Annotated in this window: 17 protein-coding genes; 10 read left to right on the forward strand and 7 right to left on the reverse strand. The window is 71.4% G+C overall.

Features of this window, described 5'->3' with window-relative positions; translation table 11 throughout:
• Positions 1-13: 13 nt before the first annotated feature.
• Positions 14-1,207, forward strand: a complete 1,194-nt coding sequence (locus tag BJY16_RS16195) for an IPT/TIG domain-containing protein (RefSeq protein ID WP_185040259.1) — start codon at positions 14-16, stop codon at positions 1,205-1,207.
• Here the strand turns inward: BJY16_RS16195 and BJY16_RS16200 are convergent.
• The 3 genes from BJY16_RS16200 to BJY16_RS16210 form a co-directional block, all read right to left on the reverse strand.
• Complete coding sequence (locus tag BJY16_RS16200) at positions 1,204-1,881, reverse strand: hypothetical protein (protein ID WP_185040260.1); 678 nt, start codon at positions 1,879-1,881, stop codon at positions 1,204-1,206. The genes BJY16_RS16195 and BJY16_RS16200 overlap by 4 nt on opposite strands.
• Before the next feature lie 141 nt (positions 1,882-2,022).
• Complete coding sequence (locus BJY16_RS16205; protein ID WP_185040261.1) at positions 2,023-3,204, reverse strand: hypothetical protein; 1,182 nt, start codon at positions 3,202-3,204, stop codon at positions 2,023-2,025.
• A gap of 125 nt (positions 3,205-3,329) precedes the next feature.
• Positions 3,330-4,172 (reverse strand): glutamine amidotransferase-related protein, encoded by an 843-nt coding sequence (locus BJY16_RS16210; RefSeq protein WP_185040262.1) that lies wholly within the window; start codon positions 4,170-4,172, stop codon positions 3,330-3,332.
• 72 nt (positions 4,173-4,244) lie between these two features.
• On the opposite strand from BJY16_RS16210, the gene BJY16_RS16215 reads away from it, so the two are divergent.
• Positions 4,245-5,117, forward strand: coding sequence for a LysR family transcriptional regulator (locus BJY16_RS16215; protein ID WP_185040263.1), 873 nt, complete (start codon positions 4,245-4,247; stop codon positions 5,115-5,117).
• A 69-nt stretch (positions 5,118-5,186) separates the two neighbouring features.
• Here BJY16_RS16215 and BJY16_RS16220 read toward each other — a convergent pair whose 3' ends face one another.
• The 3 genes from BJY16_RS16220 to BJY16_RS16230 all read right to left on the reverse strand — a co-directional run bounded on the left by BJY16_RS16220 (position 5,187) and on the right by BJY16_RS16230 (position 8,911).
• The gene (locus tag BJY16_RS16220) at positions 5,187-6,050 is read right to left on the reverse strand and encodes a deoxyribonuclease IV (RefSeq protein WP_185040264.1); all 864 of its coding nucleotides are present in this window, start codon (positions 6,048-6,050) and stop codon (positions 5,187-5,189) included.
• Positions 6,041-8,041 (reverse strand): Stk1 family PASTA domain-containing Ser/Thr kinase, encoded by a 2,001-nt coding sequence (pknB, locus tag BJY16_RS16225; protein WP_185040265.1) that lies wholly within the window; start codon positions 8,039-8,041, stop codon positions 6,041-6,043. The genes BJY16_RS16220 and pknB overlap by 10 nt, the downstream gene beginning before the upstream one ends.
• A 123-nt stretch (positions 8,042-8,164) precedes the next feature.
• Positions 8,165-8,911 (reverse strand): hypothetical protein, encoded by a 747-nt coding sequence (locus tag BJY16_RS16230; protein ID WP_185040266.1) that lies wholly within the window; start codon positions 8,909-8,911, stop codon positions 8,165-8,167.
• 36 nt (positions 8,912-8,947) lie between these two features.
• On the opposite strand from BJY16_RS16230, the gene BJY16_RS16235 reads away from it, so the two are divergent.
• From BJY16_RS16235 to BJY16_RS16245, 3 genes are read left to right on the forward strand one after another with little or no spacing between them, the layout of a single operon-like run.
• The gene (locus BJY16_RS16235; protein WP_185040267.1) at positions 8,948-9,298 is read left to right on the forward strand and encodes an Rv2175c family DNA-binding protein; all 351 of its coding nucleotides are present in this window, start codon (positions 8,948-8,950) and stop codon (positions 9,296-9,298) included.
• A gap of 4 nt (positions 9,299-9,302) precedes the next feature.
• A complete protein-coding gene (locus BJY16_RS16240; protein ID WP_185040268.1) occupies positions 9,303-9,629 on the forward strand; it encodes a lycopene cyclase domain-containing protein in 327 nt (108 codons plus the stop codon).
• Positions 9,626-9,961, forward strand: coding sequence for a lycopene cyclase domain-containing protein (locus BJY16_RS16245; RefSeq protein ID WP_185040269.1), 336 nt, complete (start codon positions 9,626-9,628; stop codon positions 9,959-9,961). Before BJY16_RS16240 ends, BJY16_RS16245 begins: the two co-directional genes overlap by 4 nt.
• Here the strand turns inward: BJY16_RS16245 and BJY16_RS16250 are convergent.
• Complete coding sequence (locus tag BJY16_RS16250) at positions 9,942-11,009, reverse strand: polyprenyl synthetase family protein (protein ID WP_185040270.1); 1,068 nt, start codon at positions 11,007-11,009, stop codon at positions 9,942-9,944. The two genes, BJY16_RS16245 and BJY16_RS16250, sit on opposite strands and share 20 nt — an antisense overlap.
• Positions 11,010-11,069: 60 nt before the next feature.
• Here BJY16_RS16250 and metF point away from each other — a divergent pair, with 60 nt between their 5' ends.
• From metF to BJY16_RS47160, 5 genes are all read left to right on the forward strand, one after another.
• Positions 11,070-11,993 carry a methylenetetrahydrofolate reductase [NAD(P)H] gene (metF, locus tag BJY16_RS16255; RefSeq protein WP_185040271.1) on the forward strand — a complete coding sequence of 308 codons (924 nt, stop codon included), beginning with the start codon at positions 11,070-11,072 and terminating at the stop codon, positions 11,991-11,993.
• Positions 11,990-12,616, forward strand: a complete 627-nt coding sequence (locus BJY16_RS16260) for a CDP-alcohol phosphatidyltransferase family protein (protein ID WP_185040272.1) — start codon at positions 11,990-11,992, stop codon at positions 12,614-12,616. Before metF ends, BJY16_RS16260 begins: the two co-directional genes overlap by 4 nt.
• Positions 12,617-12,727: 111 nt before the next feature.
• Complete coding sequence (locus BJY16_RS16265) at positions 12,728-13,165, forward strand: HNH endonuclease (RefSeq protein WP_185040273.1); 438 nt, start codon at positions 12,728-12,730, stop codon at positions 13,163-13,165.
• Between the two features lie 156 nt (positions 13,166-13,321).
• Positions 13,322-13,786 carry a MarR family winged helix-turn-helix transcriptional regulator gene (locus BJY16_RS16270; protein ID WP_185040274.1) on the forward strand — a complete coding sequence of 155 codons (465 nt, stop codon included), beginning with the start codon at positions 13,322-13,324 and terminating at the stop codon, positions 13,784-13,786.
• Positions 13,787-13,833: 47 nt separating this feature from the next.
• Positions 13,834-15,933 carry an MFS transporter gene (locus BJY16_RS47160; protein ID WP_260418286.1) on the forward strand — a complete coding sequence of 700 codons (2,100 nt, stop codon included), beginning with the start codon at positions 13,834-13,836 and terminating at the stop codon, positions 15,931-15,933.
• Positions 15,934-16,191 lie beyond the last annotated feature (258 nt).

Genomic DNA, 16,191 nt, shown 5'->3' on the forward strand with positions numbered 1-16,191 from the left:
TTCGGAGCGCCCGATGGCGATGAAGAGCAGGGTCGCCGGCTTCGCGGCGGTGGCCACGATCGGACTGATCGGCGTTCCCGCGGTGGCCTTCGCGGACGGGGAGGTCACCCTGACGCCCGGCTTCACCAGCGGGATCGCGGCCAAGGCGAGCGGCGGCACGATCATCCCGGTCACCGTCTCCGGCGGGACGGTCGGGGAGAACCCGACGGCGTACTCGGCGCTCCGGATCACCGCCAAGGTCGGCGGCGTGGCCGCCACGGTCGCCTGGGTGGACGCCACCCACCTGAAGGTCACCGCGCCGGCCACCACCCGGGCGGTGAACGCCACCATGCAGCTGTTCAGCAAGGGCGTCGGCGGACCGGAGTCGAGCGCGGTGGTGGGCTACATCCCGGTGGTGTCCACCGCCGCCCCCGCCAAGATCAGTACTGACGGCGGCGCCACGGTGACCGTCGGCGGCGCCGGCTTCCTCGGCGTGAACGCCGACGACCCGGGCGCGGTCACCTTCGGCGGCACCCCGGTCACCTCGTTCACCGTCGACTCGGCCAGCCGGATCACCGCGGTCGCGCCGCCCGGCGTGAACGGGACCGCCCCGGTGATCGTCACCGGTGAGGGCGGCTCCAGCGAGCCGGCCGCGAAGGCAAGCGTGCTCTACCGCGCGCCGCTCGGCGTCGACCTCAGCGGCGACCCGGTGGTCAAGGCCAGCGGCGGCCCGCTGATCCTGACCGTCACCGGCGGCACTTTGGGCGAGAGCCCGGCCGCGTTCACCGCCGAGGCGGTCACCGTCAAACTGGGCACCCGGACGCTGGCCGCGACCTACCTCGACGCCAGTCGCCTCAAGGTCACCCTGCCCGCGGTCGCCACCGCGACCGCCCCGGTCACCGTGGTGCACGACACGATCCCCGGCGAGCCCGCCGAGGTCACCGTGGTGCCGGTGGTGACCGCCCTGTCGCTCAAGTCGGACACGATCGCCGGCGGTGCCACGGTCACCGCCAAGCTGGCCGGCGTCGACGTGGACACGGCCACCGACTTCGCCTTCGGCGACAACCTCGCGGACTGCTCCCGGGTCGGCACCACCCTGCCGGTCACGGTCAGCTGCACGGTCCCGGCGTCGGCCACGGCCGGCCCGGTCTGGTTCCACTTCACCTCGGGCAGCGGCCAGGCCAGCCGCTTCACCGCGGCCGCCGCGTTCAGCTACACCGACAACTAACGGATTGCTCGGGCTCTAGCGTGTGTCCGGGTAGTTCCGTTATAGATGACCAAAGCTTCCGGAGTAGGGGTACGGATCCACAGCGGTGCCCCCAGCAATACTCGGTCGTAACCTCCTGCGACATAGTCCAGTAGCTCACCGGTGAAATCCACGTCGAAGTACACTTCCATCATCCACTCTCCGAAGTCACTGATGTGGCCCAAGGTGAAGCCGCGCATCTGTGGCTGGTCCGACGGGCCAGGTTCACCTTGATGTAGGAGCATGTTGACTGCTTCCTCAGCCAGTTCCACTTCGTCCCAATGGCGATCGGGAGCAGTGCATCGACTTCGGATGAAATTGACGATGGAAGGGGCCGCCGAAGACGACCACCCCTCTCTTTCTGAGGTCGTTGGGAGCATGTCGGCGAGGTTATCTCTACTGCCGAACATGCACATGGCTACCCGGATTCCCGTGCTGCTCGTTGCTTCGGTGAATATTCCGATAGTGTGGTCTTCTTTGGCACTCCAGTCGACGACTTCGGAGAACGTTATCGATCCCGTTCCGCGGGCAAATCTGACCGAAGGTGGGGTGACGAAGTCGCTGACGGTCACGCCGCCTAGATAATGCTCGATTGCTGCGGCTATCTGCTCGCGACCCGGCGTCTTGGACTTGCTTTCGATCTCGAATTGCGGCATGAGTGGTATGGTGGGGGATTTGACTTTTCGAGTTGTTCCTCGGGTTATGTCGATGCCGTTATCTTGGATTATTGACGTGACGCGCCTATTGGACCAGTAAAAATATTTCCGGGGGTTGGTAATTTCCGCCATTCTGCACTGTCACCTTGCCCTCTCTGTCGTGATGGCTCGAAAGGTCGAGCTGCCACACCGGGGGCAAGCTGCCTCGGGCAGTTGATCAGCGACAATGGTGTGCTGCTCCCGGCACAGCCACCGCCCGCAGCGCAGAGTCACCCAGGTTCGTTTCAGGTGGCCTGGCATAACGCTTTTGGAGCGAACCGCGTCGAGGAGATCGGCACCTTCGGCAAGTAGTCGCGGCATGGTGTAAGTGGATGCATGCCACTGACGTGCTGGTCCATCGATGATCTCCTCGAACGTGGCCCAAGTGATCCGATGGAATTCCACGCCTCCGGCGGGTTGGCGGAGTATGCGATATATGTTGCCGCCGGCTTCATTGTCTGGAAGGTGAGGGGTATCGTCGATCGAATAGTTTCGGCGGTAGAGAGAATAATCCTGAGGAAGATACAGTAGCCACTCCTCGTTGCCGTCGAGATACTCCGAAAGCGCCTTCTGGATGTGGCTGATGGAATTCATGGGTTTGGAGGTGGTCGAGGTGAGCAAGTTGTCCACTAGCTCTCCGATCACCACCACCCGTGGGCCTTCTGCTGGGCTGAACAAGCGAATATGAAATATTGACGGATATCGCCCAGGGCAACAGATGAGGCAAATATTTCGGAGGAGGGTGAGGCCATCATAAATCTTCTTAGATGGGGTGGGAGTGGCCCGTCTGATCATCCGGTATTCGAATTGGGCGACCCGCTCCGCGGCCGTCGTAAGCAGCGGTCCGACTTCTTCAGAAAGAATTCGGAGTTCATGGTGAAATTCGGCTAGTATTCGATCGGTCTCTGGATCGGGATTCTCGAGCGACGAAGAACGAGTCTTGCGGGCTCCAGCGGTATGGTCGCCGACGCTTTCAATGATCTTGGGTGTGGCACGTATGAGGCGATTTAGGGCGGCGATCAGGCGGATGATATTACGCTGTGACACTCGCCCGCTCGATGGCGCAAATGTTTGCTGGTCCAGCATCATGCGAAGCCGCAGTGCGGCAATTGCGAGGTCCGTGGTGTCATCCCGTTGAGGTGTGCGGACCCCGCTGCGGGCGGTGGCGTCGACTTGTAGCAGCGATTCCAACTGTGCGGCCGGACCCTCATAAAGGGTGACCGTGTCGGCGTGCCCTTCATGGGCGTCGATGCCGACTTCGAAGCATGGAACCTCGCCGCTCACGGACTGGGTGGCCGCCCATCTGCGAAGGCTGTCCAGTAGCTGATGTCTGGTCGTCACTGTTCGTTATCCATGAGAACTCCCTCGAGGGGTAGGTAACCACTCAAGTGCACTCTGCCATGGAGCAACTACCTAGAGATACTACGAGACTGGTCGATGGCATAGATCTGTCCTGCCGCGGCCCGGGCGAAGCCGCGGATCAGCGGGTGCGGGATCTCCTCGGCCAGCTCCGGCTGGAACAGGGTGGCCAGGTAGAACGGGTGGCCGGGCAACTCGGCCACCCGGACCTCACCGGTGCCGTCGCGGCCGGCTCCGGAACCGGCTCCGTGGCCGGCTCCGGGCACGGCTCCGTGGTCGGCTCCGGGCCCGGCTTCATGGTCGGCTCCGGGCCCGGCTTCATGGTCGGCTCCGCGGGCGGCTTCGTGGCCGGTGAAGCGCATGCCGTGCGCGGTCAGCAGGTCCAGGTGGGCCGGGGCCAGGCCGTAGGAGCAGTGGTAGCGCTCCACCGTCCGGGTCGCGCCCAGCACCCGCTCGGCGAGCGACCCGGGGGTCAGCTCGACCGCCGCCTCGTGCCCGGCCAGCGAGCAGGCCAGCGGGATGATCAGATCGTCGCCGCCGGCGCCGTCCTCGTTCTCCGCGTGCCGGGCCGTGCCGAAGCCGCAGACGTGGCGGGCGAACTCCAGCATGGCGTGCTGGAAACCGCCGCAGGTGCCGAGGAACGGGATGCTCTCGACCCGGGCGGTCCGGGCCGCCTCGACCGCGCCGGCCTCACTCCGGTACGGACTGCCCGGCGTCAGCCACACCCCGGCGAAGCCGCGCAGCGCCGCCGGATCCTCCGCGGCCGGCGTCGGCACCCAGTAGACGTCCAGGTCCAGGCCCTCGCTCTCGCGGAGGGCGTCGATGATCGCGGGAATCCGGGCATGCGCGCGAACCGTCGGTGAACGGTCGCCGACCAGGGCGAGGGTAATCATGCCGCCATCGTCGCCCGGCCGCCGAGATCACGTCCAACGATCGTTGCTGCACCCGGCATTAGGGTTGCTGATGTGGACCCGCACCTGCTGCGCACCTTCGTCACGGTGGCCGAGACCGGCTCGTTCTCCGCCGCCGCCGAGCGCCTGAGCTTCACCCAGTCGGCGGTCTCCCAGCAGATCGCCGCGCTGGAGACCGATCTCGGCACGCCGCTGCTGACCCGGCGCCCGGTCGGGCTCACCGAGGCCGGCCAGCGGTTGCTGCGGCACGCCAGGATTCTTCTGGTACGCCTGGACGCCGCCCGTGCCGACGTCACCCGCGCCACCGCCCCGCCCGGCCGGCTGGCCCTGGGCCTCACCCCGCTCGCCTGGTCCGCGCCGGTCGCCGCCGCGGTCGCCCGGATCCGCGCCGAGTCGGCCCGGCTGCGCACCCGGCTGCTGGTGGCCGGCCTGGACCGGATCGTCACCGGCACCGCCACCGGCGCGCTCGACCTGGGGCTGGTCGACGGCTTCACCGCGCCCAGCGATCCGCTCCGGCTGCCCGAGCCGGGCGACCCGCGGGCGCTCCGGGTGGCCGAGAGCCCGGCCGTGGTCGCCGTCCCGGCCGGCCACCCGCTCGCCCGGCGGAGCTCGGTGGAGCTGGCCGACCTGGCCGACGCGTACTGGATCGACGCCCCGGAGGTGGCCCCGTTCGGCCGGCTGCCGGTGGACGGGCTGCGGGCCGGGCTGCGCTACGACGGCGCCGAGGTGAGCGTGCTGACCGGGCTGGTCGCGGCCGGGCACGGCCTGGCGGTGCTGCCGGCTCCGCTACTAGCCGGCAGTACCGCCGTGGCCCCCGTGCCGATCGCCGTCCCGCGCCTGGTGCACCGGGTCGAGCTGCTGCGCGCCCCGGCCACCACCGCCCCCGACGACCCGGCGACCCGCCTGTCCGTCCTGCTGACGGCGTGACCGGGCCAGTCTTGCCAGCCCGGCCGGGCGTCGGCGGGGGAGTGCCGCAGGGTGGCACGAATCCGGGGGTCAGGCGTCCCGGAGGCCCTTGAGCAGGGCGATGTCGGCGGCGTGCCCCTCGTGCTCGACCGTCGGCGTCTCCACGATGATCGGCACCCCGGCGGTGGCCGGATGCCGGAACAGCTCGGCGAACGGCGCCGCGCCGATCGTGCCCTTGCCGATCGTCTCGTGCCGGTCCCGGGTCGAGCCGCAGGCGTCCTTCGAGTCGTTCGCGTGGATCAGCTGCAGCCGGCCCTCGCCGGCCGCGGCGACCAGGGCGTCCAGCGTCGCGGTCATCCCGCCCGGGGTGGCCAGGTCGTGCCCGGCCGCCCAGGCGTGACAGGTGTCGAAGCAGACGCCCAGCCACGGGTGCCGCTCCACGGCGGCCAGGTAGGCCTCCAGGTCCTGCACCTTCGACGCCAGGCTGCGGCCGCCGCCGGCGCTGGGCTCGACCAGCAGCCGGGGCAGCTCCTCGGCGGCGGCCGTCTCCAGCAGCGGCAGCAACTGCTCGTGCAGCTGGTGCATGGCTTTCTCGGCGTGCGCCTCGTCGACCGAGCTGCCGGCGTGGTAGACCACGGCGGTGGCGCCGATCGCCTTGCCCCGGCGCAGCGCGTGCTCCAGCGTGGCGATCGAGCGCTCCACCGTCAGCTCGGTCGGCGAGCCCAGGTTGACCAGCAGCGACGCGTGGATGTAGGCGGGCAGGTCACGCTCGCCGATCCCGTCCCGGAACAGGATGTCCTGCTTCGGGTCGCCGGGCGGCAGCGCCCAGCCCCGGGAGTTGGAGACGTACACCTGCAGCGTTTCCGAGCCCGCCGCGTCGGCGTACGGGAGGGCGGCCTTGGCCAGCCCGCCCGACGTCTTCGTGTGCGACCCGATCCGTCGGTCTAGAAGCACTGCAACTGCACCGCGCTCTGCGGGGGAAGCTGGGTGTTCGGCCCCGGGTTCTGGGCGAAGACGGTCCCGTTCGGGTTGATCCCGCCGATCTGCACGACCAGCCCCATCCCCTCCAGCGTGCCCTTCGCCTGCTGGCACGGCTGACGGTTCACGTCCGGCATGGTGACCAGCGGCGGGCCGTTGCTCACGTCCAAGGTGACCTCGGTGTTCTTCTCCACCCCGGTGCCCGGTTTCGGCGTCTGGCCGAGCACGTTGTCCTTCGGCTCGTCGCTGTCCTTGGCCCGCTCCAGCACCTGCAGGCCGAGCTGCCCCAGCTTGGCGCGGGCGTCGTTGATGTTCATCCCGACCAGGTTGGGCACGGTGATCGGCGCGCGGCCCTTGCTGAGGACGACGGTGACCGTCTCGCCCGGCTTGAGCTCGGTCCCGGATTTCGGCGAGGTGGAGATCACCACGCCCTCCGGGATGGTGTCGCTGTACTGGCCCTTGCCCTCTTTGTATTTCAGGCTCAGCTCCTCCAGCGAGCCCTTGGCCGCGGCGGCCTCCTGACCGGTCAGGTCGGGCACCGCGTGCACCTCGGGGCCGAGGGAGATGATCAGGGTGAGCGTCTCGCCCTTGACCACCCGCTCGTCCGGACCCGGGTTCTGGCTGATCACCGCGTCCTTGGGGACGGTCGGGCTGTAGGCGCCGGGCTCGGCGAAGAGCACGCCGAAGCCCTCTTTGTCGGCCACCTGCTGCGCCTGCGCCCGCGGCAGGTTCACCAGGTTGGGCGCGTCGGTGTAGCGGCCCAGGGTGAGCCACCAGGTACTGCCGAGCACCACCACGGCGATCACCGCGATCAGCGCGACCAGGGTGACCCGGCGGCGGTCGGCGAAGAAGCCCTCGTCATGCGGGTCGGGCGCGGACCGGCGGCCCGGCGCGGCGCTGCGGCCGCCCTGCTCGGGCAGCCGGGCCCAGGACGGCCGCTGGCCGCCGGGCGGCGGGCCGTAGCCACCGGGCACCGGCGGGACCAGCGCGGTCGCGTCGGCGGCCGGCACGGTCGGCACGATCGTGGTGGCGTCGGTGGCGCCGGGACGGCCCGGCACCTGGTGCAGCATCGCGGTCGCCACGTGCAGCGTGCCGAGGCCGTCCCGGACCGCCTGGACCTCGGTGAGCAGCCGGCCGGCGTCGGTCGGGCGCTCCGCCGGGTTGCGCCGGGTGGCCCGGGCGACCAGCTCGTCGAGCGCCCGCGGCAGGCCGGGGACCAGCGTCGACGGGGCCGGCACGTCGTTGTCCACGTGCTGCCAGGCGACCTCGACCGGCTCGGCGCCGTCGTAGGGCACCCGGCCGGTGAGCATCTCGAACAGCACGATGCCGGCCGAGTAGACGTCGGTGCGGGCATCGGCCTGGCCGCTCTGCACCAGCTCCGGCGCGACGTAGGCGACGGTCGCCATCAGCTGGCCGGACTCGTCCACCGTGCTCGCCTCGATGGCCCGCGCCAGACCGAAGTCGGCGACCTTGACCACGGCGTCCACCAGGTCGGCCGAACCGCCGCTGGGGGCCTCGGCGACCAGCACGTTCTCCGGCTTGACGTCGCGGTGGACCAGGCCGGCCCGGTGCGCGGCGGCGACCGCGGCGAGCATTTGCTCCAGGATCGCCAGCGACTCGACCGGGCTCAGCTTGCCCCGCTGGGCGAGCAGGTCGCGCAGGGTGCGGCCCTGCACGAACTCCATCACGAGGTAGGGCAGGCCCTGGTGGCGCCCCTGGTCGTAGACGGCCACGACGTTGGGGTGGGTGAGCCGGGCGATCGTCTTCGCCTCGTCGGTGAACCGGTCGACGAACTGCACGTTCGTGGCCTGGGACGGGTGGATGATCTTCAACGCGACGGTGCGCGCCAGCCGCTCGTCGGTGGCCCGGTACACGGTCGCCATGCCACCACGGGCGACGCGACCGGTGATCCGGTAGCGCCCGTCAATCGTTGTGCCGATCAACGTATCGGCGACTGTGGTGTCCATCGGCGTGAAGTGTATGTGTCTTTCCGGCGAGGGTGACCCAGGATGTCACAGCTGAGTCCAAACGGGTACCTGGAGGGCTGTGACCTGCGCCGATCGGCGGCGGCCCGGCACCGGATCACGGGTTCATCCGGTTTGCTGCCAGTGCCGGTGGCGGCGACGGCGGTCCCCGGAGCCGTCCTGGCCGGCGCTGGGATCCGTCGATGCGCTCGGCGATCCGGACGAGGCTGTGGGGGCCGGGGCGCTGGTCGACGGGACGACCGGGGGCGGGGTGCTGCCGACCGGCGACGGCGCGGTCGGGGTGGGTACCGGCGGGGTGACGCAGTCGCACTCCGGGGTGCTGGTCCTTCTCGGTCGCGCCGGCGCGCCGGGGACGGTCGCGCCGGGTTCCGCCACGGCCGCCGCGGGCCGACCGGCGGGCTGCTGGGCGGGCTGGTGGGCGGGCCCGCGGGCCGGATCGGCCGCGGTCGTGCGCGGGTGGGTGGACCGCGGGTGGGTGACCGCGCCCAGCCGGGCGGTCGGCTGCACCGGCGGGGGCGGTGGCTCGGCCGGGGCGGCGGCGGTGGCCGGCGCGGCCACCGTCTGGTCCGCGAACGCCGTGCTCAGACCGCGGGTGACCAGGAAGTACGAGCCGATCGCGCCGCAGGCGGCGACCAGGCAGAGCACGGTGACCGCGACCGATCGCCGCGGCGGCCGGGCGTCCGTCTCCGGCGGTACGGTGCGCCACTCCATCAGCGAGCCGGGGAACGTGCTCAGCCCGGTCGAGGTGACGTCCGGTCCGTCGGCCGGCTCGGCCGGGCGGCGGCCCAGGTCGTACTTGACCGAGCGCCAGGCCCCGCGCAGCTCGGCACGGATCCTCAGCCACAGGCTCATCAACTGCTCTCCGATCTGGTCTGGCACGCTGTACGCGTGAGCGAACCCGTCATCACCGAACCGGCTGGGTGGATCAACCTGCCGGATGTGTCCGAGAAGCTCGGCGTGTCGATCAGCAAGGTCAACCAGATGATCAAGGACGGCGACCTGCTCGCCGTCCGTCGTGACGGCATCCGGCTGGTGCCCGAGGAACTGGTGGCCAACGCCACCGTCCTCAAGCATCTGCCCGGCGTGCTGACCGTGCTCCGCGACGCCGGGTATAACGACGAAGAGGCCCTCCGGTGGCTCTACGAAGCGGATCCGGAGGTCGGTGGCAGCCCCGCGATCGCCCTCGGCGGGCCACAGGCCCGCGAGATCAAGCGGCGGGCCCAGGCGCTCGGTTTCTAGCCGGATGCGACATCTCTCGTACGTCCTGGTGCTCGCCGGCTGCCTGGCCGGCGCGCTCTGGCTGGAGCCGATCCTGCGGGTGAACGTGCTGCGCCGGTGGCGCCGGCTGCTGCTGACCGTGCTGCCGGTGGCGGCCGTCTTCGTGCTGTGGGACCTGGGGGCGATCGCCGCCGGGCACTGGCACTTCGACCCGGCGCAGATCACCGGCGTCTTCCTGGGCGGCGGGCTGCCCCTCGACGAGGTGCTGTTCTTCCTGGTCGTGCCGGTCTGCGCGATCCTCGGCTTCGAGGCGGTCCGTGCCGTGCTGCGACGTCCGGCGGGCGACGAGTGACGTACACCACGGCCGCGCTGCTCGGCGTACTGGGAGCCCTGGTCCTCGATCTGTTGATCCTGCGGACCCGGCTGGTGACCCGGGTCGTCTTCTGGGCGACCTACCCGATCATCTTCGTCTTCCAGCTGATCTCGAACGGCATCCTGACCGGCCGGGACATCGTCATGTACGACCCGGACGCGATCATCGGCACCCGCCTGGTCCACGCGCCGGTGGAGGACCTGCTGTTCGGGTTCGCCCTGGTGCTGAGCACGCTGTCGGTGTGGGTGGCGCTGGGCCGCCGCGGCATCCAGCGCACCCCCACGGCCGGGTCTAGACGGAACGACGAGTAGCCGCGTCGGCCAGCCGGTGCAGCACCGCGCGGGCCTCCTCCTCGATCGGCGCCCGGTCGAGCGCGTCCAGCGACCCGGCCATCAGCTCCTCGATCCGGGCCTCGGTCGCGGCCAGCGCGCCGCAGTCGCGGATCAGCCCGCGCAGCCGCTGCACCCCGGCGTCGTCCAGCCCCGGGTCGCCGAGCGCCGCGTCCAGCTCGGCCCGCTCGGCCGCGCCGAGCACCCCGAACGCCGACGCCACCAGGTAGGTCCGCTTGCCCTCGCGCAGGTCGTCGCCGGCCGGCTTGCCGGTCTGCGCCGGATCGCCGAACACCCCGAGCACGTCGTCGCGCAGCTGGAACGCCTCACCCAGCGGCAGCCCGAACGCCGAGTAGGCGGCGGACACCTCCGGACCGGCCCCGGCCAGCGCGGCGCCGAGCAGCAGCGGCCGCTCCACGGTGTACTTGGCCGCCTTGTACTGCGCCACCTTCCCGGCCCGCTCCAGCGAGGTGTCCCCGGTCACCGGGGTGAGCACGTCCAGGTACTGCCCGACGGTCACCTCGGTGCGCATCGCGTCGAACACCGGCCGGGCCCGGGCCAGATCGGGCCAGGGCATCCCGGAGGTGTGCAGCAGCTCGTCCGACCAGACCAGGGCCAGGTCGCCGAGCAGCACCGCGGCGCACTCGCCGAACCCGTCCGCGGAGCCACGCCAGCCCTGCCCGGCGTGCAGGCCGGCGAACCGGCGGTGCACCGACGGCACCCCGCGCCGGGTGTCCGACCGGTCCATCAGATCGTCGTGGATCAGCGCGCTGGCCTGCACCAGCTCCAGCGACGCCAGGGCCGCGACCACCTCGTCGGTGTCGTCGCCGCCGGCGCCGCGGAACCCCCAGTAGCCGAACGCCGGCCGCAGCCGCTTCCCGCCGCCCAGCACGAAATCGGTCAGCGTGGCGGCCACCTCGGCCAGCGCCGGGTCGATCGCCAGCAGCCGGTCGCGCTGCCCGGCCAGGAAGTCGGTCAGCGCCTTGTCGACACGCGGCCGCAGTCCGGCCACCTCAAGCGGGGAAGTCACACGCCGACGCTACTTGTTCGGGCGGTTCCACCGGCAAACCGACCCGGTAGAGTCCCGGGTGTGTCTCTCGGTCTGGAGTCCAAGCTGCCCAGCACCCCGTCGATCGGCGAGCTGATCCGCGGCGCGGCGCCGACGTTCTCGTTCGAGTTCTTCCCGCCCAAGACGCCGGACGGCGAGCGGCTGCTCTGGCAGGCGATCCGGGAGCTGGAGTCGTTGCGGCCCAGCTTCGTGTCGATCACCTACGGCGCCGGCGGCACCACCCGGGAGACCACGGTCGCGGTCACCGAGCGGGTCGCCACCGAGACCACCCTGCTGCCGCTGGCCCACCTCACCGCGGTCGACCACTCGGTCGCCGACCTGCGCAACGTGATCGGCCGGCTGGCCGGCGCCGGGATCCGCAACGTGCTGGCGCTGCGCGGCGACCCGCCGGGCGACCCGATGGGCGAGTGGGTGCGCCACCCGGAGGGCGTCGACTACGCCGCCGACCTGGTCCGGCTGATCCGCGAGTCCGGCGACTTCAGCGTCGGGGTGGCCGCCTTCCCGTTCAAGCACCCGCGCTCGGCGGACGTCGAGGACGACACCCGCAACTTCGTCGGCAAGTGCCGGGCCGGCGCCGACTACGCGATCACCCAGATGTTCTTCGACGCCGAGGACTACCTGCGGCTGCGCGACCGGGTGGCGGCTCAGGGCTGCGGCACGCCGATCGTGGCCGGGGTGATGCCGGTGACCCGGATGGCCACCATCGAGCGGGCCGGGCAGCTCTCCGGGGCGCCGTTCCCGCCCGCGTTGCGGCGCGAGTTCGAGCGGCTCGCCGGGGACGACGCGGCGGTGCGCGAGCTGGGCATCGAGAAATGCGCCGAGATGTGCGCCCGGCTGCTCGACGAGGGCGTGCCGGGCATCCACTTCATCACCATGAACCGGTCGACGGCGACCCGCGAGGTGTGGCAGCGGCTCGCCCCGGCGGACGTCGCCGCGGCCGCGTGAACTGGGACGACTACGCCACCACCTGGTCCGGGCTGCACGGCGGGTTCGACCCGCGGCGGGCGGCGCCGGTCGTCCGCGGGTGGGTGCGGATCGCGTACCGGACCGGGTCCTGGCTGAGCCGCCACCGGGTGTCGCCGATGACGGTGACCACTCTCGGTCTGCTGCTCTGCCTGGCGGTGCCGGCCGCGGTGCTCGTGAGCCCGCTGCTGGCCGCGCTGCTCGTGCTGCTGGCGGCGGTCGCCGACGGGCTCGACGGGGCGGTCGCGGTGATCTCCGGCCGGGTGACCAGAACCGGTTTTGTGTACGACTCCGTCGCGGATCGTCTCGGTGAGGCCGCCTGGCTCGCCGCGTTCGCGGTGGCCGGCGCGCCCGGCTGGCTGGTCGTCGCGGCCGGCGCGGCGAGCTGGCTGCACGAGTACGTCCGGGCCCGGGCCACCGCGGCCGGGATGTCCGAGATCGGCGCGGTGACCGTGGCCGAACGGCCCACCCGCGCCATCGTCGCCGGCCTCGGGCTGGCCCTGATCGCCGTGCTCGACCTGCCCTGGGTGCCGCCCGCGCTCTGGGCGGTCCTGCAAATCGCCGGTCTCGCGCAATTGTCGGCAGCGGTCCGGCGCGCTCTTTAATCGGTTGTCGGCCGTCGATGCCGCGCCTATTTTCTTCCTCAGCATTCCTCGCCGGGATGTGCATTGAGCTGCTGATTCTTGGGAAAATAGGGTTGACGGAGGTGAAACGGAATGAGCGCGGTTCTGGTTCTGAACGCCGACTGCGGGCCGCTGCACCGGGTCAGCCTCCGGCACGCGATCCGGATGCTGTTCCGTCAGGTGGCGGTGGTGCACGAGGCGCAGCCGGACGCGACCATCGGTGTCTATCAGGTGCCCACCGTGGTGCGGCTGGTCAGTTATGTGGTGACCCGCTGGCGGCGGGGGCGCGGCCCGGGCTGGTCGCGGGCCGGGGTGCTGACCCGGGACCGGAAGATCTGCGGTTACTGCGGTGACGCGGCCACCACCATCGACCACATCCTGCCCCGCTCGCGGGGCGGCGGGAACGAATGGCTGAACACCGTGGCCGCCTGCGGGCGGTGCAACAACCGCAAGGGGGATCGGACCCCGGCGGAGGCCAGGATGCCGTTGCGCGTGACGCCGTACGCGCCGGCCTGGGTGACCTTCGCCTGATACCGGCGGCCGGCGGGTGTGACACGGGGACCCGCCGGCCGCCCTCCCGCTTCCTTTCCCCTCGCTCCTGTCCCCCTCGCTCCTACCCTCCTCGGTCTTCTCCGTGCCGCTCCCTGGATCGTCTGCTTGCGGACGATCCGGGGATAACCTTGTTCCATGGCCGCCCCGGAACGAACCGTGCTCGACGTCAGCCGCCTGCTCAACGAAGCCGGGCACACGCTGACCAACCGCCTCGCCGCCGCCCTCGCCGAGGTCGATCTCACCCCGCGCATGCAGTGCGTGCTGGTGCACGCCCTGGAGGAGGAGCGCACCCAGGTGCAGCTCGCCGCGCTCGCCGGGCTGGACAAGACCACCATGGTCGGCACCGTCGACGAGCTGGAGAAACGTGGCCTGGCCGAGCGCCGGGCGTCGGCCACCGACCGGCGGGCGCGGATCATCGGGGTCACCGAGCAGGGCCGCCTCGCCGCCGAGCAGGGCCAGCGGATCGTCGACCGGGTGCACAGCGACGCGCTCGCCGACTTCCCGGCGGAGTCCCGCGCCGCGTTCCTCGGCCTGCTCGAGTCGCTGGCGCGGGAGACCGTCGGCGGCCCGCAGCCGGTGCGTCGCGCCCGCGGAAAGTAATCCGAACGCAGATAGTTCCGAAGCGGATTATCTGTTACGGTCGTGCTATGACTCCCTCTCGTGGAGCGACGCTGGCCGTTCTGTGCACCGTCGCGTTGATGATCGTCTTGGACAGCACCATCGTGGCCGTGGCCATCCCGGCCATGCAGCGCGATCTCGGCTTCACCCCGGCCGGCGTCGCCTGGGTGGTCAACGGCTACCTGGTCGCCTTCGCCGGCTTCCTGCTGCTGGCCGGCCGGCTCGGCGATCTGCTCGGCGCCCGCCGGGTGTTCCTGACCGGCCTGACCGTCTTCACCGCGGCGAGCCTGCTCTGCGGCCTGGCCCCGACCGCCGGCCTGCTGGTCGCCGGCCGGTTCGTCCAGGGCGTCGGTGGCGCGCTGGCCTCCGCCGTGGTGCTCGGCATGATCGTCCGCTGCTACCCGGAGCCCGGCCCGCAGGCCCGCGCCATGGGCATCTTCAGCTTCACCCAGGCCGGCGGCGCCGCGATCGGCTTCGTCGCCGGCGGCGTCCTCACCGACCTGGCCGGCTGGCCCGCCATCTTCCTGATCAACGTCCCCATCGGCCTGACCGCCTACCTCGCCGCCCGCCGCCTCCTCCCCACCGCGCCCGTCCCGCCCCGCTCTCCAGAGCCCGCGCCCGCTGCGTCTGCTTCCGCCCCGCCGGCTTCCGCCCAGCCCGCTTCCGCCCAGCCCGCTTCCGCCCAGCCCGCTTCCGCCCCGCTGGCTTCCGCCCAGCCTGCTTCCGCTCCGCCCGCTTCCCTCCAGCCTGCGTCCGCCCAGCCTGCGCCTGCCCGGTCCGTGCCCGCCTTGCCCGCGGTTGACCGGCCCATGTCGGCTCAGCCCGCTTCCCGCCAGCCTGCGTCCGTCCCGTCTGCTTCCGCCCAGTCCGGTGGGGCCGCGGCGGGCCGGCCCGTGCGCGGTCGGATCGATCTGCTCGGCGCCGCGTTGATCACCGCCGGTCTGTCGCTCGGCGTCTACGCCATCGTCGCGGTCAGCGAGCCGAACCCGCCGGCTCCGGCGTGGTCCCTCGCCGCTGGCGCGTTTCTGCTGGTCGTCGCATTTCTGATACGCCAGAGCCGCGCCCCCGAGCCGCTGGTCCCGCTCCGCCTGCTCCGCCGTCCCTGGCTGCTCGCCACGAACGCCACCGTCATCCTGATCATGGCGGCCGGCATGGGCTTCCAGTTCGTGAACACCCTCTTCCTGCAGCGCGTGATGGGCTTCGACACGCTCCGGACCGGCCTGGCCTTCCTGCCCACCCCGGTCGTGATCGGCGTGGTCTCCCTCTTCGTAGCCGCCCGCCTGACCGCCCGCTTCGGCCCGCGCCGGGTCCTGCTGGCCGGCTTGACCCTCCTCGCCGCCGGGCTGTTGCTGCTGGTCCGGGTCCCGGTCACCCCGTCCTACCTGGTCGACGTCCTGCCCGCCCTGATCGTCATGGGCCTGGGGATCGGCATCACCGTCCCGGCCGTCATGATGATGGCGATGACCGGAACGTCCACTGAGGACACCGGCCTGGTCTCCGGCCTGACCAACACCGCCCAGCAGGCCGGCGCCGCCCTCGGCCTGGCCGTGCTCGCCGCCGTAGCCGCCGGCCGCACCTCCGCCCAGACCACCGCCGGAGTCCCCGAACTCCCCGCCCTCCGCGACGGCTACAGCCTCGCCTTCCTCACCGCGGCCATCTTCGCCCTGGCCGCCGCCCTGATCGCCTTGCTCGCCCTCCGCCGCACCCCGGCCCTCACAGCCCCGCCCGTCCCCGCAACACCCACCACACCCGAGCCGCCGTCCTCCGTCCCTGCCGCGCCGGTCCCGTCCGGGTCGCTGTCCTCCGTCCCTGCTGGGCCGGTCGCGTCCGGGTCGCTGTCCTCTGTCTCTGCTGGGCCGGTCGCGTCCGGGTCGCTGTCCTCTGTCTCTGCTGAGCCGGTCGCGTCCGGGTCGCTGTCCTCCGTCCCTGCTGCGCCGACTCCCGCCGGGCCGCTGTCCTCCCTCTCCACCCCATCGACCGACCCTGAGCCGCATTGCCTTCCCGCGCCGCCCGACGCTGCTGCCGATCCGGACGCTGTTTCCGCCAAGGCGATGTCCGCCCCATCCGACCTTCCCCAATCGGCACCTTCCTCCGTCAAGGAGCCGGTTACCTGCGTCGCCGAGCGGTGACCAGCTCCTTCTGAACGAGACGGCCATCAGCGCCAACCGGGAATCGTCCGGTTGGCGCTGATGGCCGTCTCGCTTGTGCCGTCCAGGCCGGCCGACCGCGGCGTCAGGGCCGCCAGGGCCGGCCGACCGCGGCGCCAAAAAGTGGTCGTCACCATCGACCCGCCGACGGTCCTCTCAGCGCTCAAATGCGCGGCGGGTGCCCCGGTGCGGGGCGGCACGGGCGAGCGCAGGTTGCACGGGACCTGGTGGTGAGGTGTG

The organism is Actinoplanes octamycinicus (assembly GCF_014205225.1).
Classification (GTDB): Bacteria; Actinomycetota; Actinomycetes; order Mycobacteriales; family Micromonosporaceae; genus Actinoplanes; species Actinoplanes octamycinicus.